Below are 23,713 nucleotides of genomic sequence, written 5' to 3'. Positions count from 1 at the left end.
CGTCTCATCCGCGTGAATCCGTGGCAACGCTTTGGCTCTGATGCCCGCAACTAGGGACGCTCCAGGACAAGCAGCGGGTCGACGCGGACGTCGAACCAGTTCATGCCCCAATGCAGGTGCGGGCCGGTGGCGCGGCCGGTGGCGCCGACGGCGGCGAAGACCTGGCCCTGTTCGACGCGGTCGCCCTCGGCGACGTCGATGCGCGAGAGATGCAGGAAGTTGGAGCTGACGCCGTGGCCGTGGTCAATCACCACGGTGCCGCCGGTGAGGTACAGGCCGGGATCGGCAAAGGTGACCACGCCGGCGGCCGGCGCCTTGACGGGCGTGCCGGTGGGCGCGGCGATGTCCATGCCGGAGTGCCCGGCGCCCGGCTTGCCGTTGTAGATGCGGCCACTGCCGAAGCGGCCACTGATGCGGCCCTCGACCGGGCGGATGAAACGCTGGGCGAAGTCCGCGCGGTCGTCGTCGCGCGTGCGCACGGCGGTGACGCGCGCCTGCTCGCGGCGGATGCGCTCGGCGATTGCCGGCGGCGGGTCGACGGTCTTCGGGGGCACGCCGTTGACGCGCTCCATCGGCCAGTCGCGCGGGTCCACCAGGATGGTGGCGTCGGTCCGGCTGCCGTCGGGGCGGATGACCGCCACCCGCAACGGACCCGTCGCATCGCGGCCGACGCCGAACACCACCGTGCCGTAGCCGGTGCTGCGCAGCACGCGGTCGCCAAATTCGACGCGGCTGCCATGCGGCACCTTGCCCAGCACCAGGGCACCCTGCTGCACGCGTTCCGGAAACACCACGCGCATATCGGCCGCGGCCGCGGGCGATGCCATCGCCGGCACCGCCTGCGCCAGGGCCAGCGCCCAGGGCAGGGTGGACAGCAGCCCGACCACCAGCACGCCGCCAAACTTCATCGCGCGAAATCCAGGCGACGGCCGTTCGGCGCACCGACCAGTGCGCTTCCGTCCCAGGCCAGTTCGCCGTTGACCCAGGTCGACGCGATACGCGAGCGGAAGGTGGTGCCCTCGAACGGCGACCAGCCGCACTTGGACAGCACGTCCGCGCGCTTCACGGTGAACGGGGTGTCCTCCACCAACACCAGGTCGGCGTGGTAGCCCTCGCGCAGGAAGCCGCGCTCGGCCACGTCGAACAGCTGTGCCGGCGCATGCGCGAACTTCTGCACCACGCGCGCGGTGTCGAAGTGGCCCTCGTGCACGCACTCCAGCGCCGCCACCAGCGCGTACTGCACCAGCGGCAGCCCGCTGGGGGCACGCACATACGGCGCCTGCTTCTCCTCCCAGGTGTGCGGGGCGTGGTCGGTGGCGAGCACGTCGATCACATCGTCGGCCAGCGCGCGCAGCAGCGCCTCGCGGTCGCTGGCGTCCTTGATCGCGGGGTTGCACTTGATCTGGTGGCCCAGGCGCGCGTAGTCGGCGCGGTCGAAGCGCAGGAAGTGGATGCAGGTCTCGGCGGTGATGCGCTTGCGCAGGCGGCCGTCGGCGTCGACCAGCGGGCCGCGCTCGAACAGCGCCAGCTCGTCGGCGGTGGAGATGTGCAGCACGTGCAGGCGGGTGTCGTGGCGGCGCGCCAGTTCCAGCGCCAGGCGCGTGGACTTGATGCAGGCCTCGCGCGAGCGGATATCCGGGTGCAGCTCCGCGGGGATGTCCTCGCCGTACTGCGCGCGGGCCGCCGACAGCGCCGCGTCGATCATCGGCGTGTCCTCGCAGTGGGTGATGATCGGCACCGGCGTGTCGCGGAAGATCGCGTCGAGCGTGTCCGGATCGTCGACCAGCATGTTGCCGGTAGACGCGCCCATGAACACCTTCAGCCCCGGGGTGGCGCGCGGGTCGATGGCGCGCACGGCGGCGAGGTTGTCGTTGCTGGCGCCCATGTAGAAGCCGTGGTTGGCACGTGCGCGGCCGGCGGCGCGGGCGTACTTGTTTTCCAGGGCCGCGGCGTCGAGCGTCGGCGGGCTGGTGTTGGGCATGTCCATGAAGCTGGTCAGGCCGCCGGCCACGGCCGCGCCGGATTCCGTGGCCATGTCGGCCTTGTACTCCATCCCCGGCTCGCGGAAGTGCACCTGGTCGTCGATCATTCCCGGCAGCAGGCGGCGGCCGGCGGCGTCGACCACGGTCTCGCCGGCGCTCGGGGAGAGGCTGCCGATGGCGTCGATGCGGCCGCCGCGGATGCGCAGGTCGGCGTTGAACTCCCGGCCTTCGTTGACCAGGCGGGCGTTGAGAATGAGGGTGTCGGTCATCGTGGGGAAGGTCCGTCGTCGCGGGGCGGCACGGGGTCCAGGCCGCCGGGGTGGAGGGGATGGCAGCGACCGACGCGCTTCGCGGCCAGCCAGCTGCCGCGCAGGGCGCCGTGCAGCGAGATCGCCTGCATCGCGTATTCCGAGCAGGAGGGCAGGAAACGGCAGCGCGGGCCGAGCAGGGGGCTGACCCAGCGTTTGTAGCCGCGCAGCAGCGCGATGAGGGTGCGGTCGATCAAGGGAAGGTCGGCAGGATTCGGGGGCGCGGCGCGCCGCGGTTGCCGCTATAGTCAGGGCAGGGTATAACAGCCCGCTTTCCCGTCCAAGCGCGGGAGTGTGGCACCGGCCACAGGGCGTTCATCAGGGCGCTCCCGGTGGCCGGATACGTCAATCGTCGCCGCGCCGCGGCCACGCATCGGTGAATGCCCCGCTCCCACCGCTTGTACGGTGGTCGGCCGCGTGCAACGCGGTCGGCGCCCACTTCCCAAGAAGGATCGCCGAACGTGGCAGTGAAGAAGACCGTCAAGAAGGCCGCCAAGGCGGCCAAGCCCGCAGCCAAGAAGGTTGCGAAGGCCGCTCCGAAGAAGGCGGCCGCGAAAAAGCCAGTGGCGAAGAAGGCCGCTCCAAAGAAGGCCGTCAAGGCGCCCGCGGTGAAGAAGGCCGCTCCGGCGAAGAAGGCCGCTCCGTCCAAGGCCGCGGTGAAGAAGGCCGTGGCGAAGAAGACGCCCGCAACGAAGGCCGCCGTCAAGAAGGTCGCCCCGGTGAAGCCCGTGGCGAAGACATCCACCAGCAAGGCGCCGGCCAAGGCGACGAAGCCGGCGGTTGCCAAGAAGCCCGCAGTGAAGACCCCCGCAGTGAAGAAGCCAGTTCCCGCCAAGGCGCCCGCCGCCAAGGCCGTGACGCCGAAGCCGGCGCCCGCACCCGCAGCCCCGCCGAAGAAGTCCTCGGCCAAGAAGGCCAGCGCCAAGCCCTCGACCAAGGTCGCGCCGGTGCCCGTGACGCGCCAGGCGCCGCCGCGCACGGTGGGCAAGGTCGCGGTCGCGGTGACCAATCGTCCGGCCCAGCCGCCCGCGCCGAAGACGCGCTACAAGACCATTCCGCACAAGATCGACGAGGCTACCGGCCGCCCGATCCTGCCCAAGGGCTACAAGCCCGACCCCGACGAGGAGTACATGAGCGCGCTCCAGCTCGAGTACTTCCGCCAGCGCCTGGCGGACTGGCGCGCCGACCTGGTTGAGGAGTCCAAGCAGACCATCGAGAACCTCAAGGACGAAGTGCGTGACGTCGGCGACGACGCCGAGCGCGCCACCCGCGAAACCGAGAACTCGCTGGAACTGCGTACCCGCGACCGCTACCGCAAGCTGATCGGCAAGATCGACAGCACGCTCAAGCGCGTCGACTCCGGCGAGTACGGTTTCAGCGTCGATTCCGGCGAAGAGATCGGCCTGGACCGCCTCGAGGCGCGCCTCACCGCCGAGCGCACCATCGACGAGCAGGAGCGCTGGGAGCACCTGCAGAAGCAGATGGGCGACTGATCCCGCTGCGTGCTGGACAGTTGTAGACCGGAAAGCCCCGCTGATGCGGGGCTTTCTCTTTGGGCGGTCCGGTGGCCGCTCAGCCGAGCCGCTTTGCCATTTCCGAGGCCATGAGGTGCTTCTGCACCTTGCCCGACACCGTCATCGGGTAGCCGTCGACGAACTCGATGTAGCGCGGGATTTTGTAGTGGGCGATGCGGCCGCGGCAGTAGGCGCGGATGTCGTCGGCGCCCACGGTGGCACCGTCGACCCGGCGGATCCAGGCGCAGGCCTCCTCGCCGAACTTGGCATCGGGCACGCCGAACACCTGCACGTCGGCGATCCCGGGATGGGTGTGGAGGAACTCCTCGATCTCGCGCGGATAGATGTTCTCGCCGCCGCGGATCAGCATGTCCTTGAGCCGGCCGACGATGCGGCAGTAGCCGTCCTGGTCGATGGTGGCGAGGTCGCCGGTATGCATCCAGCCGTCGCCGTCGATCGCCTCGGCGGTGCGCGCCGGGTCGTTCCAGTAACCGCGCATGACCGAATAGCCGCGGGTCAGCAGTTCGCCGATCGTGCCGCAGGGCACGGTGCTGCCGCCTCCATCGACGATGCGCACCTCGACGTGCGGATGGATGCGGCCGACGGAGTCGATGCGGCGTTCGAGCGCATCGTCGTGCGTGGTCTGGAAGCTGACCGGGCTGGTTTCGGTCATGCCGTAGCAGATGGTGACCTCGGACATGTGCATCCGTTCCATGACCCGACGCATGAGTTCTACCGGACAGTTGGACCCGGCCATGATCCCGGTGCGCAGCGTGGACAGGTCGAACTCGGCGAAGCGGGGGTGGTCGAGCATCGCGATGAACATGGTCGGTACCCCGTGCAGGCCGGTGCAGCGTTCTTCCTGCACCGCCTGCAGCGTGGCCAGCGCATCGAAGCCCTCGCCGGGCAGCACCATGCAGCTGCCGTGGGTCACGCAGGCCATGTTGCCCAGCACCATGCCGAAGCAGTGGTAGAAGGGCACCGGAATGCACAGGCGGTCGTCTTCGGTCAGGCGCATGCGCTCGCCGATGAAGAACCCGTTGTTGACCACGTTGTGGTGGGTGAGCGTGGCGCCCTTGGGCTCGCCCGTGGTTCCCGAGGTGAACTGGATGTTGATCGCATCGTGCGGGTCGAGCAGCGGCTGCAGCGCGTCGAGCCGGGCATGCGCATCCGGATCATCGCAGCCGGCGATGTCGTCGAAGCGCCAGGCGCCGGGGACCGCGTCGCCGTCGCCAAGCACGATCACGTGGCGCAGGTCGGGAAGTCGCGCGGCGCGCAGCGTGCCCGGCGCGGCGTCGCCGAGCTCGGGCGCCACCTCCTGCAGCATCCCGACGTAGTCCGACGTCTTGTAGGCGCGTACCAGCACCAGCGCCTTGCAGCCGACCTGGGCGAGCGCGTACTCCAGCTCGTGGGTGCGGTAGGCCGGATTGATGTTGACCATCACCAGCCCCGCGCGTGCGCTGGCGAACTGCAGCACCACCCATTCCACGCGATTGAGCGACCAGATGCCGATGCGGTCGCCGCGCTCCAGGCCCAGCGCCAGGAGTCCGGCCGCCAGGCGGCTGACGGCGTCGTCGAACTCGCGCCAGGTCCAGCGCACGCCCTGCGGCGGCACCACCAGTGCCGACCCCTCAGGCCAGGTGCGCGCGATCCGCGCCAGCATGCCGCCGACGGTCTCGCGCAGCAGCGGTTGCGAGGTGTCCCCGCGGACGTGGCTGGGGGGGATTTCCGGCTGCGTGGTCATGGTGGTGGGCGGGCACTGGCGTGGGAAATCACAGGGTAACGGCAGCGCCCGGGGGCTTGCACGGGACGCTGCGTCGCGCAGGAGGACGCCTTCCCTGGCCTGGACCGGCCGTGGTGCCGGGCCCCGCCGTGCTCACGCCAGGGCGCGCTGGGCCGCGTCGCGGATGAAGGCGAGCAGGGACGCCAGGCCGTTGTTGCGGGTGGGCGACAGGTGCTTGGCCAGCCCGATGTCGGCGATATAGGACGGATCGTTGTCGAGGATCTCGCGCGCGCTGCGCCCGGAATACACGCGCAGTGCGAGGTAGACCAGCCCGGACACGATGGCCGAGTCGCTGGCGGCGGCGAAGTCCATGCGCTCGGCGTCGCCGGCGGGCACGATCCAGACCATCGACTGGCAGCCGTGCAGGCGATGGGCCTCGGTGCGGAAGTCATCCGGGAAGTGCGGCAGCTTGCGGCCGAGGTCGATCAGGTACTGGTAGCGCTCGGACCAGTCGCCGAAGAAGGCGAACTCGTCGCGGATCGCGGCCTGGGCCTCGGCGGCCGTGGGTTCAAGCGGAAAGTGGGTGCTGGCGTCCATTGTTTCAGCCTCGCTTCCAGCGTACGCCCTGGGGCGTGTCTTCCAGGATCACGCCTTCGCCGGCGAGCTGGTCGCGGATGGCGTCGGCGCGGGCGAAGTCGCGCGCCTGCTTGGCGGCGGTGCGTTCCTCGACCAGCGCCTGGATGCGGGTGTCGTCGTCGCCGGAGGTGCCGCGCCCGAACCAGGCGGCCGGCGCCTGCTGCAGCAGGCCCAGGGCGCGGCCACCGGCACGCAGGCTGGCGCCGAGGGTGGCCAGCGCGAGCAGCGGGCCGTCGCCGGTCGCATCGCCGTGTGCGATCGCGTTGCGCAGTACGCGTGCGTTGCCGGCGATGGCCGCGAGCTCCGCCAGGGCCTGTGGCGTGTTGAGGTCGTCGTCGAGCGCGCCTTCGATCGCGTCGGGAATCGCGGCGTCCGGGGCCGTGCCCGCCGGCACCAGCGCATCGATGTCGCGCAGCGTTCCGTAGAGCCGGTCCAGGGTGCGCACGCTCTGCTCGACCAGGCCGTCCGACCACTCCAGCGGCTGCCGGTAATGCGCCGACATCAGTGCGTGCCGCAGCGCCTCGGGTGGGTGTTGGCGCACCAGGTCGTGCACCTTTTCGATGTTGCCCACCGACTTCGACATCTTGGCGCCGCCGAAGTTGAGCATGCCGTTGTGCAGCCAGAAGCGCGCGAACACTGCGCCGCCATGGGCGCATTCGCTCTGCGCGATCTCGTTCTCATGGTGCGGGAACTGAAGGTCGACGCCGCCGGCGTGGATGTCGATGGTCTCGCCCAGGTGGGCGGCGGCCATCGCCGAGCATTCGATGTGCCAGCCCGGCCGGCCATGGCCCCAGGGCGATGCCCAGCCGGGCAGGTCGCCGGTCGACGGCTTCCAGAGCACGAAGTCGCCCGGGTCGCGCTTGTACGGGGCCACTTCGACCCGCGCCCCGGCCAGCATGTCCTCGAGCTCGCGGCGAGAGAGCTTGCCGTAGCCATCGAAGCTCCCGACCGAGAACAGCACGTGGCCCTCGGCGGCATAGGCGTGGCCGCGTTCGACCAGGCGCTCGATCATCGCCACGATCTGCGCGATGTGCGCGGTGGCCTCGGGCTCGATGTCCGGGGGCGCCACGCCCAGCGCCGCCATGTCCTCGCGGTAGGCGGCGGCGAAGCGGTCGGTGATGGCCGAAATCGGCACGCCCTGTTCGGCGGCGGCGGCGTTGATCTTGTCGTCGACGTCGGTGATGTTGCGGGCGTAGGCCAAGGGGCCGAAGCGGCGGCGCAGCAGGCCGGCCAGCACGTCGAACACCACCGGCCCGCGCGCGTTGCCGATGTGCACGTAGTTGTAGACCGTGGGTCCACACACGTACATCGTGGTGCGCGCAGGGTCGCGGGGCTGGAAGTCCTCGACCCGGCGGGTGAGGCTGTTGAAGAGTCTGAGGGTCATTTCGAAGGCCGTCGGCAGGCCATCGATTCTACCGGCGGGGCGTCGTGACAGCCACGATTCAGCCGTTGGCCGCTGCCAGCGCCTACACTCGCGGATCGCATGCACTCCTTCCCGCCCACGACCCGGTGGCTGCCGCTGCTGCTCGCGCCTGCGCTCGCGGCGGCGCCCGCGTGGGCCCAGCACACGGTGATCCAGGCCGAGAACGTGCGCTACGAATACGCCCAGGTCCTGCGCGCCGAGCCGGTCTACCAGACCCTGCGCGCCACGAGCGTGATCGAGCGCTGCGAGCAGTCGAGCATGGTCGGCCCCGAGGAAGGCGAGGAACGGCGCGGCCTGTCCCGCGTCGTGGGCGCCGTCCGCGACGTGCTTACGCCCAATCGCAACGACAGTGCGCGCGAGGTCGTCGGCGACGGCGAGGTCGACGACGATTGCCGGATGGTGCCGGTGGAGCGCGAGTTCCGACGGCCGATCGCCTATGACGTCGATTACCTGGTCCGTGGCGTCAAATACCGCTCGCGGCTGCCGAACGATCCCGGCAACCGGCTGCGGGTGAAGGTGGCCGTGACCCCCGTGGTGGCGGGGGGCAACGTCGAATGACGGGCCGTGCGGACCGCTTGCGGGCCGCTCCGCCGCGTGGGAAGATTGCCGCAATGCAGCACGTCCGCGCCCTCGTCCATGGTCTCCTCACCTCCGCCCGCATGGCGGCTGGCATGACCTCGCGCGCGCGTCGACCGGAAGCCCACGTTCCCCTGGGTTAGGACCGGACAACGCCTGTTTTCCGTCTTCAGAAGCCCGGCCCGAGCCGGGTTTTTTCGTTTTCGATTCCATGGACTCCGCCATGACCTCCGCACCGCAGCACTTCCTCAACACCCAGGACTGGACCCGCGCCCAGCTCGACGCCGTCCTCGCGGACGCCGCGCGCATGAAGCGCGAGCCGATCGGCGACGCGCTCAGGGGCAAGTCCATCGCCCTGGTGTTCTTCAATCCCTCGATGCGCACCCGCACCAGCTTCGAGCTGGGTGCCTTCCAGCTGGGCGGCCACGCCGTGGTGCTGCAGCCGGGCAAGGATGCCTGGCCGATCGAGTTCGAGCTGGGCACGGTGATGGACGGCGAGACCGAGGAGCACATCGCCGAGGTCGCGCGGGTGCTGAGCCAGTACGTCGACCTGATCGGCGTGCGCGCCTTCCCGAAGTTCATCGACTGGTCGGTCGACCGCGAAGACCGCGTGCTCAAGGGCTTCGCGAAATACGCAACGGTGCCGGTGATCAACATGGAAACCATCACCCATCCCTGCCAGGAGCTGGCGCATGTGCTGGCGCTGCAGGAGCACTTCGGCAGCGCCGACCTGCGCGGAAAGAAGTACGTGCTGACCTGGACCTACCACCCCAAGCCGCTCAACACCGCAGTCGCCAACTCGGCGCTGACCATCGCCACGCGCATGGGCATGGACGTGACCCTGCTGTGTCCGACGCCCGAGTACATCCTCGACGAGCGCTACATGGACTGGGCCGAGGCCAACGTCGCCGAGAGCGGCGGCTCGCTGAGCGTCAGCCACGACATCGACAGCGCCTACGCGGGCGCCGACGTGGTCTATGCCAAGAGCTGGGGCGCGCTGCCGTACTTCGGCAACTGGGCGCCGGAGAAGCCGATCCGCGACCAGTACAAGCACTTCATGGTCGACGAAGCCAAGATGGCGCTGACCCGCGACGGCGTCTTCAGCCACTGCCTGCCGCTGCGGCGCAACGTCAAGGCCAGCGACGCGGTGATGGATTCGCCGCGTTGCATCGCCGTGCAGGAGGCGGGAAACCGGCTGCACGTGCAGAAGGCGGTGATGCGCACGCTGGCTGGCGCGCACTGACGGCCCACCTGACGGCCACCCACCATCCCCCCATCCAGAGATCCGAAATGAACGCTGCTTCCGCCTCCGAATCCAAAGACATCGTCCTCGCCTTTTCCGGCGGCCTCGACACCAGCTTCTGCGTGCCGTGGCTGAAGGAGCGCGGCTGGGCCGTGCACACCGTGTTCGCCGATACCGGCGGCGTGGGCGCCGACGAGCGCGAGGCGATCGAGAAGCGCGCCGCGGAGCTCGGCGTTGCAAGCCACGTCACCATCGATGGCGGCCCGGCGATCTGGGACGGCTTCGTGAAGCCCTTCGTCCAGGCCGGCGAGGCCTACCAGGGCCAGTACCCGCTGCTGGTGTCCGACCGCTACTTGATCGTCGACGCCGCACTGGCACGCGCGAGGGATCTGGGAACGAACGCGATCGCGCATGGCTGCACCGGCATGGGCAACGACCAGGTGCGCTTTGACCTGGCGGTGAAGGCGTCGGGCGGCTACCGCATCGTGGCGCCGGTCCGCGAGATCCAGAAGGAACACACCCAGACTCGCGCCTACGAGCAGGCCTACCTGGAGGAACGCGGCTTCGGCGTGCAGACGCGGCAGAAGAGCTACACGATCAACGAGAACCTGCTGGGCGTGACCCTGTCGGGCGGCGAGATCGATCGCTGGGAAGCACCGGGCGAAGGTGCCCGCGGCTGGTGCGCGCCGCGCAGCGCCTGGCCGACCGAGCCGCTGCAGGTCTGGCTGCGCTTCGTCGGTGGCGAAGCGGTGGCGATCGATGGCGAAGAGACGCCGGGCGCGCAGCTGCTGGGCCGGCTGAACACCATGTTTTCGTCCTACGGCGTGGGCCGCGGGGTCTATACCGGTGACACCACCATCGGCCTGAAGGGCCGCATCGTGTACGAGGCGCCCGGCCTGACCGCGCTGCTGGCCGCGCATCGCGCGCTGGAAGAAGCGGTGCTGAGCAAGCAGCAGAACCGCTACAAGCCCGAGGTCGGCCGCAAGTGGGTCGAACTGGTGTACGAAGGCTTCTACCACGACCCGCTGAAGACCGACCTCGAGGCCTTCCTGGCCTCGTCGCAGCGCATGGTCAACGGCGAGGTGATGCTCGAGACCCGCGGCGGCCGCGTCGACGCGGTCGCCGTGCGATCCCCGCACATCCTCAACGCCAGCGGCGCCACCTACGCGCAGTCCGCCGACTGGGGCGTGGAAGAGGCCGAGGGCTTCATCAAACTCTTCGGAATGAGCAGCACCCTGTGGGCCGAGATCAACAAGTCGTGAGCCGCTCCCACTGGAGTTCCCGTCGTGATTGACAGGGTCCTGGAGCACCTCGCCGCGCTGGTGTCCTTCGATACCCGCAATCCGCCGCGGGCGATCGATACCGGCGGCATCTTCGATTACATCCGCGCGCAGCTGCAGGACTTCGAGGTCACCGTGACCGACCACGGCGCTGGCGCGGTGTCGCTGTTCGCGCGTCGTGGCCAGCCGTCATTGCTGTTCAACGTGCACCTCGACACCGTGCCCGACTCCCCGGCGTGGACCGCGGACCCGCACGTGCTGCGGGTGACGGACGGGCGCGCGATCGGCCTTGGCGCCTGCGACATCAAAGGCGCGGCCGCCGCGCTGATCGCCGCCGCCCAGGCGGTGCCGGGCGATGCCGCCTTCCTGTTCAGCAGCGACGAAGAGGCCAATGACCCGCGCTGCATCGCCGCCTTCCTGGCCAGCGACCACGGTTTCCGCCAGGTGCTGGTGGCCGAGCCCACCGGCTGTGAGGCCGTGCTCGCGCATCGCGGCATCGCCGCGGTGCAACTGCGCTTCCACGGCGAGGCGGGTCACGCATCCGGAGCCCAGGCGCTGTCGGCGAGCGCCGTGCACAAGGCGATGCGCTGGGGCGTCGACGCGCTGGCTCTGGCCGAAGCCGAGGCGCACCAGCGCTTCGGCGGCCTGACCGGCCTGCGCTTCAACATCGGTCGCGTCGAGGGCGGCATCAAGGCGAATGTCATCGCGCCCGCGGCCGAAGTCCGCTTCGGCTTCCGCCCGTTGCCCTCGCATGACGTCGACGACCTGCACGCGCGTTTCGCCGCGCTCGCAGCCGAATGCAGCGACTACGCCGCCACCTTCCACGGCCCCTCGCTGCCCGCCGGCGACACCGCCAGCGCCGAGGAGCGCCGCCTGGCGGCACGCGACCTCGCCGACGACCTCGGGCTGCCTATCGGCCCCGCGGTCGACTTCTGGACCGAAGCCTCGCTCTTCTCCGCCGCCGGCTTCGACGCCATCGTCTTCGGCCCCGGCCACATCGCCCAAGCCCACACCGCCGACGAATGGGTCGCGCTTGACCAGCTGCGTACCTATGCCGCGGCGGTGGCGCGGATCATTGAAGGCAAGGGCATTTCAGCCACGGATTTACGCGGATAAGCGCGGATAGAGCAAAGGCAGAAAAATAGAAGCGTTCTTTGCCACGGATTGGCGCGGATTACGCGGATCAGAGCGAGGCCAGCTGGATCACCGCGCCCTTCTCCACAACGCATTTTTTCCAACAAGGATTCCCGCTTCGAACTTGCCTCAGCCAAATCCGCGTAATCCGCGCCAATCCGTGGCAGAAAAAGCTTTTGCTCTATCCGCGCTTATCCGCGCTTATCCGCGCAAATCCGCGCAAATCCGTGGCAAAAAGCTCTTCCCCCTCTCCATCCAGACCTCACGAAGCAGCAACACATGCAAGCACACGTACAGACCCGCCAGACCATTGTTCGACTGTTGTCGGGGATGGGCAGCGCGAAAGAGATCAGCCAGTACCTGAAGCGGTTTTCGCAGCTGGATGCGAAGCGCTTCGCGGTGGTGAAGGTCGGGGGCGCTGTGCTGCGCGACGACCTGGATGCGCTGACGTCGTCGCTGGCGTTCCTGCAGCAGGTCGGGCTGACCCCGATCGTGGTGCATGGCGCGGGACCGCAGCTGGACGAGGCCATGCGCGAGGCCGGGATCGAGAAACGGACGGTCGACAACCTGCGCTATACCGATGCGACTGGGCTGGCCATCGTCCGGCGCGTGATGCGGCAGCAGAACCTGCGCCTGGTCGAAGCGCTGCAGGTCGAGGGCGTGCGCGCGACGTCGATCCAGTCGGGCGTGTTCGAGTGTGCCTTCCTCGATCAGGCCCGCTATGGGCTGGTGGGGCAGGTCGCGCGCGTGGATACCGATGGCATCGGCGCGGCGATCAAGGCCGGGTCGATTCCTGTAATCACTTCGCTGGGCGAAACCGCCGACGGGCAGATCGTCAACGTCAACGCCGACTGGGCCGCGAACGAGCTGATCAAGACCCTGCAGCCGTACAAGATCGTGTTCCTCACCGGGACCGGCGGCCTGCTTGGTCCCGACGACAAGGTGATCGACTCGATCAACCTCAGCACCGAGTACGCGGAGCTGATGGCGCAGCCCTGGCTGCATTCGGGCATGCGCGTGAAGATCGAGCAGATCCACGATCTGCTGATGGCGCTGCCGCATTCATCGTCGGTGTCGATCACGCGGCCCGACCAGCTGGCGCGCGAGCTGTTCACGCACAAGGGGTCGGGCACGCTGGTGCGGCGGGGCGAGCGCGTGCTGCGCGCGACGGCCTGGGACTCGCTGGACCTGCCACGCCTGCGTGCGCTGATCGAGTCGGCCTTCGGGCGTGCGCTGCTGCCGGACTACTTCGAGCGCACGCCGCTGCTGCGGGCCTACGTGAGCGAGAACTACCGCACCGCGGTGATCCTGACCGAGGTCGACGGCGTGCCTTACCTCGACAAGTTCGCGGTGCTCGACGACGCCCAGGGCGAAGGCCTGGGGCGCGCGGTCTGGCAGGTGATGCACGAAGAGACGCCGACGCTGTTCTGGCGCTCGCGCAACAGCAACGGCGCGAATGCCTTCTACTACGCCGAATCCGATGGCTGCCTGAAGCAAGGGCCGTGGAAGGTATTCTGGTACGGCATGGACGGGTTCCCGATGATCGAGCGCGCGGTCGCGCACTGCGCCCAGCGTCCGGCGACACTCGCCGACAGGCAGGAGGCAAGCCATGGCTAGGACCGTCGGTATCGTCGGCGCGCGAGGCCACACCGGCGCAGAGCTGATCCGCCTGCTCGCCGCGCACCCGGGCTTCGAGCTGGCCGCGGTGTCGTCGCGCGAACTCGATGGCCAGCGCGTGGCCGACCACGTGTCCGGCTTCCAGGGCGGGCTGCGCTATGCCAGCCTGGCGCACGACGAACTCGGAAGCCTCGGGCTCGATGCGTGGGTACTCGCGCTGCCCAACGGCAAGTCCGACGCCTGCGTCGCGTCGCTTGCAGCATCCGACGCAGAGCCTGTAATCGTCGATCTGTCCGCCGACCACCGCTTCAACGACGGCTGGTACTACGGCCTTCCGGAGCTGACCCGCAACACCTATGCAGGACAGCGCCGCATCGCCAACCCCGGCTGCTATGCCAGCGCCATGCAGCTCGCCATCGCGCCTGTGCACGACCTGGTCGAAGGCCCCGTGCAGTGCTTCGGCGTCTCCGGTTACTCCGGCGCGGGCACCACCCCGTCGGACCGCAACGATGCCGACAAACTCCGCGACAACCTCATGCCCTACGCGCTGGTCGACCACCTGCACGAGCGCGAGGTCACGCGCCACCTCGGCACGCCGGTGGAGTTCATGCCGCACGTGGCGCCGCACTTCCGCGGCATCACCCTGACGGCGAACATGCACCTGCGCACGCCGATGCATCGCGATGCGGTGGAGGCGCGCTACCGTGAACGCTATCGTGACGAGCCCCTGCTGCGCGTCACCGGCGACGCGCCCTGGGTGAGCCACATCGCCGGCCGCCACGGCGTCGAGATCGGCGGCTTCACGCTGTCCGCCGACGGCCGCAGGCTGGTGGTGGTGGCCACGCTCGACAACCTGCTCAAGGGCGCCGCCACGCAGGCGCTGCAGAACCTCAACCTTGCCTTCGGTTTCGAAGAGGTCCTTGGCATTCCGCTGGATGCCGCGGCCGCCACGGACAGCGTCCCATCACACCCGCTGTCCCAACCACTATCCCACCCCCTGTAGGAGCAGCTATAGCTGCGACCCAATCCCTGTGGGAGCAGCTATAGCTGCGATCGGATTCCTCCAGGATGTTGCAATCGCGGCTATAGCCGCTCCCACAGAAGCGACACCCCACGTTCCGGAGAGCACGCACCATGTCCGACCTCCTGTGGCAGAAACCCGGCGTCACCGTCGATGCCGACATCCAGGCCTTCCTGGCCGGCGACGACGTGGTGCTGGACCGCGACTTCTTCCTGCACGACATCCAGGCCAGCCGCGCGCACGCCGAGGGCCTGCAGCGCATCGGCATCCTCACTGGGGACGAGCTCGCCGGCATCGCGCGCGAACTCGATGCGCTGGCCACGGATTTCAGCGACGGCCGCTTCGTGCTCGACGCGCGCTACGAGGACGGCCACTCGGCGATCGAGGCGCGGCTGACCGAACGCCTGGGCGATGCCGGCCGCCGCATCCACACCGGGCGCAGCCGCAACGACCAGGTGTTGGTGGCGACGCGGCTGTGGCTGAAGGAGAAGCTGGCGCGTGCGCAAGCGCTGTGCGTGGAGGCCGCCGGCATCGCGCTCGACCGCGCGCAGGCCGAAGCCGACGTGCCCCTGCCGGGCTACACCCACCTGCAACGTGCGGTGGTTTCGTCGCTCGGCATGTGGTGGGCGGCCTGGGCCGAGGCGTTCATCGACAACGCCGTGCGCGCCCGCGACACGCTTGCCTGGATCGACGCCAATCCGCTCGGCAGCGCTGCCGGTTACGGCGTGAACCTGCCGCTGGACCGCGAGCACACCACCGCCGCGCTCGGCTTCGGCCGCATGCAGCTGGCGGCGACCTATGCCCAGCTGTCGCGCGGCAAGTTCGAGATGGCGGCGATTGAAGCGCTGTCCAGCGCGATGCTCGACCTGCGCCGCCTGGCCTGGGACCTGAGCCTGTTCACCGCCGGCGAGTTCGGCTTCGTGAAGCTCCCGGCGCAGTACACCACCGGCAGCTCGATCATGCCCAACAAGCGCAACCCCGACGTCATCGAGCTGATGCGCGCGACCTACGCCAGCGTGGCCGCCGCGCGCTGCGAGATCGAACAGCTGCTGTCGCTGCCCTCCGGCTATCACCGCGACCTGCAGCTGTCGAAGGGCGCGCTGTTCCATGGTTTCGGCAAGGGCCTGCAGGCGCTGGCGCTGCTGCCCGACCTGCTGCGCAACCTCGACTGGGACGTGGACCGCATGCGCGGGGCGCTGGAGCCCTCGATGTATGCGACCGACCTGGCCGTCGATATGGCGCGCGAAGGCATTCCGTTCCGCGATGCCTACCGGCAGGCCGCCGATCCGGCGCGCTGGGCGGAGGGCGATCCGGCTGCCAGCCTGGCGGCGCGGGTGTCGCCGGGTGCGTCGGGCGGACTGCGCCTGGACGCGCTGCGCGCACGGCTGCAGGCGCTGGCCATTTCCTGATCCCGGCGCGCGCTCATGCTGGCCCCTGCGCGTGTTCGCGCTGACGACATATCCGCGTGACAATGCCCGCATGCGGACCCGGATGACCAGGCGGTGAGCCAAGCCACGTCGAAGCGGCGGAAGCGCACCGCAGCCCGGCCTCTCAGCCTCGCGCTGCAAGGCGGCGGCGCCCACGGAGCATTCACCTGGGGCGTGCTCGACGCCCTGCTGGAGGACGGCCGCTTCGACCTGCGCGGCGCCAGCGGCACCAGTGCCGGCGCGATGAACGCCGTGGTGCTCGCGCACGGACTGCTTGAAGGCGGCCGTGACGGCGCACGTGAAGCCCTGGCCCGCTTCTGGAGCGCGGTCGGCGGGAGTGGATCGCTGTTGCACGCCGGCTCCGGGACCAGCGATGGCCGGCCCTCGCCGATGGCCGCCCTGATGCTGCAGTGGAGTGGCTTCCTCGCGCCGGCGCAGTTCAACCCCTTGGGCTACGACCCGCTGCGCGGCATCGTCGAGTCGCAGGTCGATTTCGAACGCCTGCGTGCGCAGCGCCGCTTCGACCTGTTCATTGCCGCCACCCATGCCAACACCGGTCGCCTGCGGCTGTTCCGCACCCCGGAAATGAGCGCGGATGCAGTGCTGGCCTCGGCCTGCCTGCCGGCGCTTTACGAGGCGGTGGAAATCGACGGTGAACCCTACTGGGATGGCGCCTTCGCGGCCAACCCGCCGGTGCTGCCGCTGCTGGCCGAGTGCCGGGTGGAGGACGTGCTGATGGTGCTGCTGAGTCCGGCCACGCACGGCGACACGCCGCGCACCGCGTCCGAGATCCGCGACCGCTCGCAGGCGCTGGCGTTCAATGCCGCCTTCCTCGCCGAGATGCGCAGCCTGATTCGCATGCGCGAGTTCATGCGCCGCTCGGTCGTGCCCTGGCTGGTCAAGGAGCATCCGGTGCGCCGCAAGCGCCTGCACCTCATCGCCGACGACGAGCTGATGGCGCAGCTCGACGACGACTCGAAGTCGACCACGAGCCTGCCGTTCCTCGAAACCCTGCGTGACCATGGCCGCAGCCGGACCCAGGAGTGGCTGGCGGGCGACGCCGCCCTGGTGGGCAAGCATTCGACCGTCGATATCGCGTCTTTCCGTTGAGCTCTGCCGGCTCGGGCGGCGATCCGAGCAGATCGTCAGAGCCTTGTTTCCAAGTGTCGGCATGCGTCAACGATTGCCGTCGTTTACGACGCCGGTGCCCGCGCGCCTGGCCGCTTACCGGATGTCCTCGAGATAGCGCGGCTGGCACGCCTGCCAGGCACCCGCCAGCATCAGCACCACGCTCGTGGCGAGCATCGCGAATGGCCAGGCCAAGCCCCCGGTGGAATCCTTGAGGATGCCGAACAGCAGCGGTCCGAGGCAGGCCAGCGAGTAGCCCACGCCCTGGGTGAAACCCGACAGCGCCGCCGATCCGGTCGGCGTGCGCGTGCGCAGGTTGATCAGGGTCAGGCCGAGCGGGAAGGTGCAGCCGCCGATGCCGACCAGGGTGGCCCACAGCCATGGCGCCGCCATCGGCGCCAGCCACAGGCCGGCGAACCCGGCGAACTGCGCCACTGCGCAGCCGAGCGCGAGCACGAACGTGTTGGGCATGCGCACGGCCAGCGTCGGCACCACCAGGCCACCGAGCAGGCTGAAGCCGGTGTACAGCGCCACCATCGCGCCGCCAAAGGCCGGCGAGGCGCCGGCGTCGGTGAAGATCCGCGGCATCCAGGTGAACATCGCGTAGGTGGCCAGCGAGCTCATGCCGAACATCAGCGCCATGCCCCAGCCCAGCGAGGTGTGCCAGACGCGGTTGCGCGAGGCCGGCGTGGATTCAAGCTCGGTCGCGCCCGCGGCGGGAGCGTCGTCATGGTCGTTGCGGGCTTCCCGCGCAGCTTCGGCTGATGTGGCTGCATTGGCGTGGGATCCGGCCCTGGTCACGCCCCGGCCTGTCACCGCCGAGGCCGCTCCGTGGCGCAGCAGCACGAGCCACGGCAGCATCGCCACCAGCGCCGTCAGCGCCCACGCGCCCATCGACAGGCGCCAGCCGAAGGCGTTCGCCAGCGGCACCGCCAGCAGCGCGGCCATGATCGTGCCCGCCTGCAGCGCAGTGATGTAGACCACGCTCAGCATGCCGATACGGTGCGGGAACCAGCGCTTCACCAGCGGCGGCAGCACCACGTTGCCGATGCCCATGCCGGCCAGCGAAACCAGTGATCCGGCAACCAGCAGGCCCATGCCGCCGGCCAGCGAACGCAGCACCAGGCCGATGGCGGCAAGTGCCATCGCCAGCAGCACGGTGCGTTCGAGTCCGATGCGGCGCGCAAGGGTGGGGGTGGCGGCGCCGAAGGCCGCGAACGCCGCCGCCGGCAGCATGCCGATGAAGCCGGCCATGGTGGCGCCGAAGCCGAACTCGCGGCCGACCACGTCGAGCAGCGGCGTGATCGACGTCACCGCAGTGCGCAGGTTGAAGGCGGCCAGCGTGATGCCCACGAGCGCCAGGAGCCAGCCGCGGGCAGCAGTACCGCCGGCGTGGGTGGGGGAGGCCGACATGCAGGGTGTCCAGGCGCCGAGAGGCGCAGAAAGCAGAAAACCGGCACGGCGACCGGTTTCAGGGGGTCATTTTCAGGTTCTGACGAGCCTGTGGAGCAGGATCCGACATCCTGTCCTCCGGCGCATTGCAGCATGGCCTGCCGAAGTCTTCAACCGGGAACTTCGCGTCCCGATGGTGGAATGGATTGAAGGATCAGGCAACGATGCGACACGGATTTCTTTTCACTCGTATTGAAGGTCTGCACGCAGATCTCCGCATCTGAAGTAGCCTGGTTCTTGCTCCCCTTCGAATCTTCTGGGCTCCCAACGGAGTGTCTGTTGCTGGAGATCCAAACGGTATGTGTCAACGCCAAAGTTGTCGTCGGCGGCTGGTATGAAGTCGAAGCCGACTTGTACCGATACCAGCCAGGAGCCATCGCCGAGATCCGCGATTTCCTTGACCACGTTGAAATTGCCTTCGCCGTATTCGGAATACTCGTGGATCAGCGTCGGCGTGATCACGATGCTTCCAACCATCGACATCCACCCTTCGTCGGTTTCACCGATGTCTTCGGGTAACGCAAGGTATCTTTCACATTGTGCGCGGCCCGCGGCGTCATCCCGGTGCCACACTCCGTGCACTGCCGTTGGGAGCGCGGCCGGCTGGCTTCGTGGGTTCAACCGGGTCGAAGGGATGGCCGAAGGCGTTGCGGAGTGGGCATCGCGGACCATGCCGAGGCCGCTCAGGATGAGAACCAATAGCGCAGCAAGAAGGGCCGTGTACCTGTTGGGGAGTGGTGTGTAGCGGGCAAGTCGCGGCGCGGATCGCGCCATGCCGCTCTGCAGGGCCGGGATGGGGCGGAGAGTGCTGGCATCCATGGTGGGTCGTGTTCGTCGATGCAGGTACCTTGGAGAGTAGCCAAGGTCGGGCCTCCGGTTCTGCTCTTTTCCCTGCAAGGACTATCTGACTTGGTGACGGGGGCTCGTCGAGACGGGTGCCGGCGCCAGATGCCGGGGACGAGGGCCTTGGGGGATTGCCGCCTGAATTCCAGCGCCCAACGTGGAAGCCGGAGAAGTCCTGCATTCCTGGCAGGAACGAAGCCCAATCTTTCTCGTTGGACTGCCAATCGCGGTGCCAAGAGCGTCTTCTCACGGAGATGATTGACGCCGGCCCTCGATGTCGCGAACGTGGATATGAAGGCGGGGCGGCAAGGTGACAGGCAGCAGCACATGCGTGCCCGATCTTCGGCCGGTCTGTAAAGGCTCGGGTCGCTGGCCGGGGGGCCTCGGCGGGCCGGCGTCGAGTCGGGGGCGCGTCCGCCCTGCAATTCAGTACAGCAAAAAGGCCCCGAAATTCCCGCGCTTTCGCGGTTTTCGGAGCCTTCTGGCCATTTCACCAAGTGGTCGGGGAGACAGGATTTGAACCTGCGACTTCTACGTCCCGAACGTAGCGCTCTACCAGGCTGAGCTACACCCCGACAGGTGAGCTGCGTATTTTAGGGACTCAGGGGCAGGAAGGGCAAGTACTCCGGCTCGCGGACCCGGGAAGCCCGGCCGCAGCCGCTAGAATGGCGGGCCACCCGGCCATGGTCCGAACCGGAGACCCGCTTTGATCAAGCCCCGCACGCCCCCGGGCGTCCTTGAACTGCTCCCGCGCGAGCAGGTCGCCTTCCAGCGCATGCTCGACACCATCCGTCGCACCTTCGAGGCCTACGGCTTCCTGCCGGTGGAAACGCCGGTGTTCGAGCTCTCCGACGTGCTGCTGACCAAGACCGGGGGCGAGACCGAGCGCCAGGTCTATTTCGTGCAGTCCACGGGCGCGCTCGAGAAAGCCCGGGAGGGCGGGGAAGACCAGGGGCGGCCGGAAATGGCGCTGCGCTTCGACCTGACCGTGCCGCTGGCGCGTTACGTCGCCGAGCATGAACACGATCTCGCGTTCCCGTTCCGCCGCTACCAGATGCAGCGCGTCTACCGCGGCGAGCGCGCCCAGCGCGGCCGCTTCCGCGAGTTCTACCAGTGCGACATCGACGTGATCGGCAAGGACACGCTGTCGCCGCGCTTCGAGGCCGAGGTGCCGGCGGTGATCAACGCCGTGTTCGAGGCCCTGGGCATCGGCGAGTTCACGATCCAGCTCAACCACCGCAAGCTGCTGCGCGGCTTCTTCGCGGGCCAGGGCATCGGCGACGAGGCGCAGCCGCTGGTGCTGCGCGAGATCGACAAGCTCGACAAGCGCGGGGAAGACGCGGTGCGCGCGACCCTGGTGGGCGAAGCCTTCGGCCTTGCTCCCGAGGTCGCGGACCGGCTGCTGGAGTTCTCGCGCGTGCGCTCTTCCGGGCACGACGATGCGCTGGCGCGGCTGGACGCGCTCGGCGCCGGCACGCAGCTCTTCGAAGAAGGCCGCAACGAGCTGCGTGCGCTGCTCGGCATGCTCAAGTCCATGGGCGTGCCCGAGTCGCGCTACGCCATCAACCTGTCGATCGCGCGCGGCCTCGATTACTACACCGGCATGGTCTACGAGACCACGCTGGACGCGCACCCGGACATCGGCTCGATCTGCTCCGGCGGCCGCTACGACGACCTCGCCAGCCACTACACGAAGTCGACATTGCCCGGCGTCGGCATTTCCATCGGCCTGACGCGGTTGTTCTGGCAGCTGCGCGAGGCCGGCCTGGTGGGTACCGCCGAAAGCACCGTGGACGCGCTGGTCGTGCTGCTCGACGATGACGGCCTCGAGCACGCGCTGGCCCTGTCGCAGCGCCTGCGCGCCGCCGGCCTGAACGTGGAAACGCAGATGGAGCCGCGCAAGCTGGCCAAGCAGCTGCAGTATGCCGACCGTGCGGGCATCCGCTTCGTGGTGATCCGCGGCGGCGACGAGGCCGCCAGGGGCGTGGTGGCGGTCAAGGACCTGCGTCGCGGCGAGCAGTTTGAAGTGGCGGAAGACGAGCTTGGCAGCACCCTGCGGGTAGAGCTCGAGCAGCTGCGCGCACACGGCGCCTGACGGCGCGCCCCCGGACAAGAAAGGCTAACGACATGAAGCACATCCGTCTCGACGGCAGGTCCCTCACTCGCTCGCAGCTGGTGATGATCGCCAACGGCGCCTCGGTCGAACTCGATCCCGTCGCGCTGCAGGCGGTCGAGCGCGCCGCGGCCTTCCTCGCCGAACAGGTGCGCCGCGAGGAACCGATCTATGGCGTGTCCACCGGCTTCGGCAGCAACGCCGACAAGCTGCTGGGCGCGCATCCGCTGCGCGACGAACTGCCGGGTGCGAAGCCCTCGGGCCGCTCGCTGCACGCCGAGCTGCAGCAGAACCTGGTCGTCACCCATGCGGTGTGCGTCGGCGAGCCGATGTCTCCGGAAGTGGTGCGGGCGATGCTGTGCATCCGCATCAATACCCTGCTCAAGGGCCATTCCGGCATCCGCGTGCAGACCCTGCAGGCGCTGACGGCGATGCTCAACGCCGGCGTGGTGCCGGTGGTGCCGGAGCTGGGCTCGGTGGGCGCCTCGGGCGACCTGGCGCCGCTGTCGCACCTGGCGATCGTGCTGCTGGGCGGCGGCGAGGCCTTCGTCGAGGGCGAGCGCATGCCGGGTGCGGAGGCGCTGCGCCGCGTTGGGCTCGAGCCGGTCACGCTCTCCTACAAGGAAGGCCTGGCGCTCAACAACGGCACCGCGCAGATGCTGGCCATGGGCGTGCTGGCGCTGGATCGCCTGGACCGCCTGCTGGAAACCGCCGACCTGGCCGCGGCGATGACCATTGATGCCTTCGCCGGCCGCCTGGGCGCCTTCGCCGAAGAAGTGCACGCACTGCGTCCGCATCCCGGGCAGGTGGACGTGGCCGCGCGCCTGCGCGCGCTGCTGCAGGGCTCCACGCTCGCGGACATCCCCTACCACCTGGTGCCGCGCTTCCGGCAGTGGCTGCCCGATAGCTGGCAGACGCCGGACGCGCAGGCGCTGAGCTTCGACATCGGCTGGGACTGGGTGCCGGCCAGCCAGCGCCACGGCCGCGAGAAGTTCTACCTGCGCTTCAAGCCCTTCCGCGGCGGCAAGAAGCACCAGCCGCAGGACAGCTATTCGCTGCGCTGCATCCCCCAGGTGCACGGCGCGGTGCGCGACGCGGTCGAGCAGGCGCATCGTGTGTTCGATATCGAACTCAACGCCGTCACCGACAACCCGCTGGTCTTCCCCGACAAGCAGGCCGAGCACGTCGAAGAGCAGGTGATCTCCGCCGGCCACTTCCACGGCATGCCGCTGGCGCTGGCGCTGAGCTACGTGAAAGCGGCCATCCCGGTGCTGGCATCGATCTCCGAGCGCCGGCTCAACAAGCTGGTCGACCCGTCCACCAGCGACGGCCTGCCGGCCTTCCTGATCGGCAACGAGGACGGCACCGAATCCGGCCACATGATCGTGCAGTACACGGCCGCCGCGATCGTCAACGACCTCGCCACCCGCGCGCATCCGGCCAGCGTGTACTCGGTGCCGACCAGCGCCAACGCGGAAGACCACGTGTCCATGGGCGCGAACGAGGCCCGGCACGTGCTGTCGATGTCGGCGGATCTCGGCAAGGTGCTGGCGCTGGAGCTGTACACCGCGGCGCAGGCGCTGGATTTCCGTCGCGACATGATCAACGCCGCGCGCGACCTGGCGCGCAGCGGTGACGCGGCAGGCTTTTCCGCCAAGGTGCAGGGCGCGCCTGTCGCCGGGCATCGCGACCACGCCCAGTTCGTGGAAGAAGTGGATGCGCTGCGCGCCGAGCTCGCCGCGTCCGAGCCCTACCATCCGGGCGTCGCCGTCGCCGCCGCGCACGCCGCGCTGCGCGAGCGGATCGGCTTCCTCGACCGCGACCGCGCGCTCGACGGCGAGGTGGCCGAGGCGGTGCGCCTGGTGGTCGACGGCAGCCTGCTGCAAGCGGCACGCCGGGCGGAGGCGGGCGAGGGCGGATGAACCTGCCGCTGCACCTGGGCTGGGCCGGCGCACTGGAAGCCGGCCTGATTGCCCTGGCGATCGGCTTCGCGCTGTTCTTCGTTTTCCACGCGCTGTCCGCGCGATTCGCCTGGAACCCGGGCCATTCCGTTGGATGGGCCTGCCTGGGCGCGGTGGCGATCGGCGCCGGGATCGATCTCTGGAACCTGTTCTACCTGGGCGTGGTGAAGCTTGAATCCCCGGTTTATGCGCGCATCGCGCTGTCGAAGATCCACGACCCGGATGGACTGGGTGCGCGCGTGCTTATGGAGGTGCTGGGTGCCCTCACCGGGGTCGCCCTGGGGTGGATGGCGAAGCACCGCGGTACGACAGGTCGCGACGAACCACGCTGA

20 protein-coding genes and 1 tRNA gene are annotated in these 23,713 nt (G+C 69.0%); 12 read left to right on the top strand and 9 right to left on the bottom strand.

Annotated features, from left to right (window positions below):
• Window positions 1-50: 50 nt before the first annotated feature.
• The 3 genes from ACW5F0_RS10575 to yidD form a co-directional block, all read right to left on the bottom strand.
• Window positions 51-827 carry a M23 family metallopeptidase gene (locus ACW5F0_RS10575; protein ID WP_456999793.1) on the bottom strand — a complete coding sequence of 259 codons (777 nt, stop codon included), beginning with the start codon at window positions 825-827 and terminating at the stop codon, window positions 51-53.
• Between the two features lie 77 nt (window positions 828-904).
• Complete coding sequence (locus tag ACW5F0_RS10570) at window positions 905-2,251, bottom strand: dihydroorotase (RefSeq protein WP_456965953.1); 1,347 nt, start codon at window positions 2,249-2,251, stop codon at window positions 905-907.
• A complete protein-coding gene (gene yidD / locus ACW5F0_RS10565; RefSeq protein WP_456965954.1) occupies window positions 2,248-2,487 on the bottom strand; it encodes a membrane protein insertion efficiency factor YidD in 240 nt (79 codons plus the stop codon). The genes ACW5F0_RS10570 and yidD overlap by 4 nt, the downstream gene beginning before the upstream one ends.
• Before the next feature lie 264 nt (window positions 2,488-2,751).
• On the opposite strand from yidD, the gene dksA reads away from it, so the two are divergent.
• Window positions 2,752-3,783, top strand: coding sequence for an RNA polymerase-binding protein DksA (gene dksA, locus ACW5F0_RS10560; protein WP_456965955.1), 1,032 nt, complete (start codon window positions 2,752-2,754; stop codon window positions 3,781-3,783).
• A 79-nt stretch (window positions 3,784-3,862) separates the two neighbouring features.
• On the opposite strand, the gene ACW5F0_RS10555 is transcribed toward dksA, so the two are convergent.
• From ACW5F0_RS10555 to cysS, 3 genes are all read right to left on the bottom strand, one after another.
• The gene (locus tag ACW5F0_RS10555) at window positions 3,863-5,548 is read right to left on the bottom strand and encodes an AMP-binding protein (protein WP_456999706.1); all 1,686 of its coding nucleotides are present in this window, start codon (window positions 5,546-5,548) and stop codon (window positions 3,863-3,865) included.
• A 132-nt stretch (window positions 5,549-5,680) separates the two neighbouring features.
• Window positions 5,681-6,124 carry a SufE family protein gene (locus tag ACW5F0_RS10550; protein WP_456999705.1) on the bottom strand — a complete coding sequence of 148 codons (444 nt, stop codon included), beginning with the start codon at window positions 6,122-6,124 and terminating at the stop codon, window positions 5,681-5,683.
• 4 nt (window positions 6,125-6,128) lie between these two features.
• Complete coding sequence (gene cysS, locus ACW5F0_RS10545; protein ID WP_456999704.1) at window positions 6,129-7,547, bottom strand: cysteine--tRNA ligase; 1,419 nt, start codon at window positions 7,545-7,547, stop codon at window positions 6,129-6,131.
• A 99-nt stretch (window positions 7,548-7,646) separates the two neighbouring features.
• On the opposite strand from cysS, the gene ACW5F0_RS10540 reads away from it, so the two are divergent.
• The 8 genes from ACW5F0_RS10540 (at window position 7,647) to ACW5F0_RS10505 (ending at window position 16,994) form a co-directional block, all read left to right on the top strand.
• Window positions 7,647-8,144, top strand: coding sequence for a hypothetical protein (locus ACW5F0_RS10540; RefSeq protein ID WP_456965959.1), 498 nt, complete (start codon window positions 7,647-7,649; stop codon window positions 8,142-8,144).
• Window positions 8,145-8,385: 241 nt separating this feature from the next.
• Complete coding sequence (locus ACW5F0_RS10535) at window positions 8,386-9,405, top strand: N-acetylornithine carbamoyltransferase (RefSeq protein ID WP_456999703.1); 1,020 nt, start codon at window positions 8,386-8,388, stop codon at window positions 9,403-9,405.
• Between the two features lie 47 nt (window positions 9,406-9,452).
• Window positions 9,453-10,667: an argininosuccinate synthase gene (locus ACW5F0_RS10530; protein WP_456999702.1), complete on the top strand. Its 1,215-nt coding sequence runs from the start codon at window positions 9,453-9,455 to the stop codon at window positions 10,665-10,667.
• A gap of 24 nt (window positions 10,668-10,691) precedes the next feature.
• Window positions 10,692-11,801: an acetylornithine deacetylase gene (locus ACW5F0_RS10525; protein WP_456999701.1), complete on the top strand. Its 1,110-nt coding sequence runs from the start codon at window positions 10,692-10,694 to the stop codon at window positions 11,799-11,801.
• A 297-nt stretch (window positions 11,802-12,098) separates the two neighbouring features.
• Complete coding sequence (locus ACW5F0_RS10520; RefSeq protein WP_456999700.1) at window positions 12,099-13,436, top strand: acetylglutamate kinase; 1,338 nt, start codon at window positions 12,099-12,101, stop codon at window positions 13,434-13,436.
• Entirely contained in the window at window positions 13,429-14,439 is a 1,011-nt protein-coding gene (gene argC, locus ACW5F0_RS10515; RefSeq protein ID WP_456999699.1) for an N-acetyl-gamma-glutamyl-phosphate reductase, read from the top strand. Before ACW5F0_RS10520 ends, argC begins: the two co-directional genes overlap by 8 nt.
• A 131-nt stretch (window positions 14,440-14,570) precedes the next feature.
• A complete protein-coding gene (gene argH, locus ACW5F0_RS10510; protein ID WP_456999698.1) occupies window positions 14,571-15,866 on the top strand; it encodes an argininosuccinate lyase in 1,296 nt (431 codons plus the stop codon).
• Window positions 15,867-15,959: 93 nt separating this feature from the next.
• Window positions 15,960-16,994, top strand: a complete 1,035-nt coding sequence (locus ACW5F0_RS10505; RefSeq protein WP_456999697.1) for a patatin-like phospholipase family protein — start codon at window positions 15,960-15,962, stop codon at window positions 16,992-16,994.
• Window positions 16,995-17,108: 114 nt separating this feature from the next.
• Here the strand turns inward: ACW5F0_RS10505 and ACW5F0_RS10500 are convergent, their stop codons facing one another.
• The 3 genes from ACW5F0_RS10500 to ACW5F0_RS10490 form a co-directional block, all read right to left on the bottom strand.
• Window positions 17,109-18,425, bottom strand: coding sequence for an MFS transporter (locus ACW5F0_RS10500; protein ID WP_456999696.1), 1,317 nt, complete (start codon window positions 18,423-18,425; stop codon window positions 17,109-17,111).
• A 222-nt stretch (window positions 18,426-18,647) separates the two neighbouring features.
• A complete protein-coding gene (locus ACW5F0_RS10495; RefSeq protein WP_456999695.1) occupies window positions 18,648-19,283 on the bottom strand; it encodes a hypothetical protein in 636 nt (211 codons plus the stop codon).
• Between the two features lie 522 nt (window positions 19,284-19,805).
• A tRNA-Pro gene (locus tag ACW5F0_RS10490) sits at window positions 19,806-19,882 on the bottom strand.
• A gap of 131 nt (window positions 19,883-20,013) precedes the next feature.
• On the opposite strand from ACW5F0_RS10490, the gene hisS reads away from it, so the two are divergent.
• From hisS to ACW5F0_RS10475, 3 genes are read left to right on the top strand one after another with little or no spacing between them, the layout of a single operon-like run.
• A complete protein-coding gene (gene hisS, locus ACW5F0_RS10485) occupies window positions 20,014-21,402 on the top strand; it encodes a histidine--tRNA ligase (RefSeq protein WP_456965973.1) in 1,389 nt (462 codons plus the stop codon).
• Window positions 21,403-21,434: 32 nt separating this feature from the next.
• The gene (locus ACW5F0_RS10480; RefSeq protein ID WP_456965974.1) at window positions 21,435-23,342 is read left to right on the top strand and encodes an HAL/PAL/TAL family ammonia-lyase; all 1,908 of its coding nucleotides are present in this window, start codon (window positions 21,435-21,437) and stop codon (window positions 23,340-23,342) included.
• Window positions 23,339-23,713, top strand: coding sequence for a hypothetical protein (locus ACW5F0_RS10475; protein WP_456965975.1), 375 nt, complete (start codon window positions 23,339-23,341; stop codon window positions 23,711-23,713). The genes ACW5F0_RS10480 and ACW5F0_RS10475 overlap by 4 nt, the downstream gene beginning before the upstream one ends.

This window comes from Luteimonas sp. A534 (assembly GCF_054072805.1).
The sequence above is the reverse complement of the archived record's forward strand: the minus strand, read 5'-3'. Positions and strand labels throughout refer to the sequence as shown.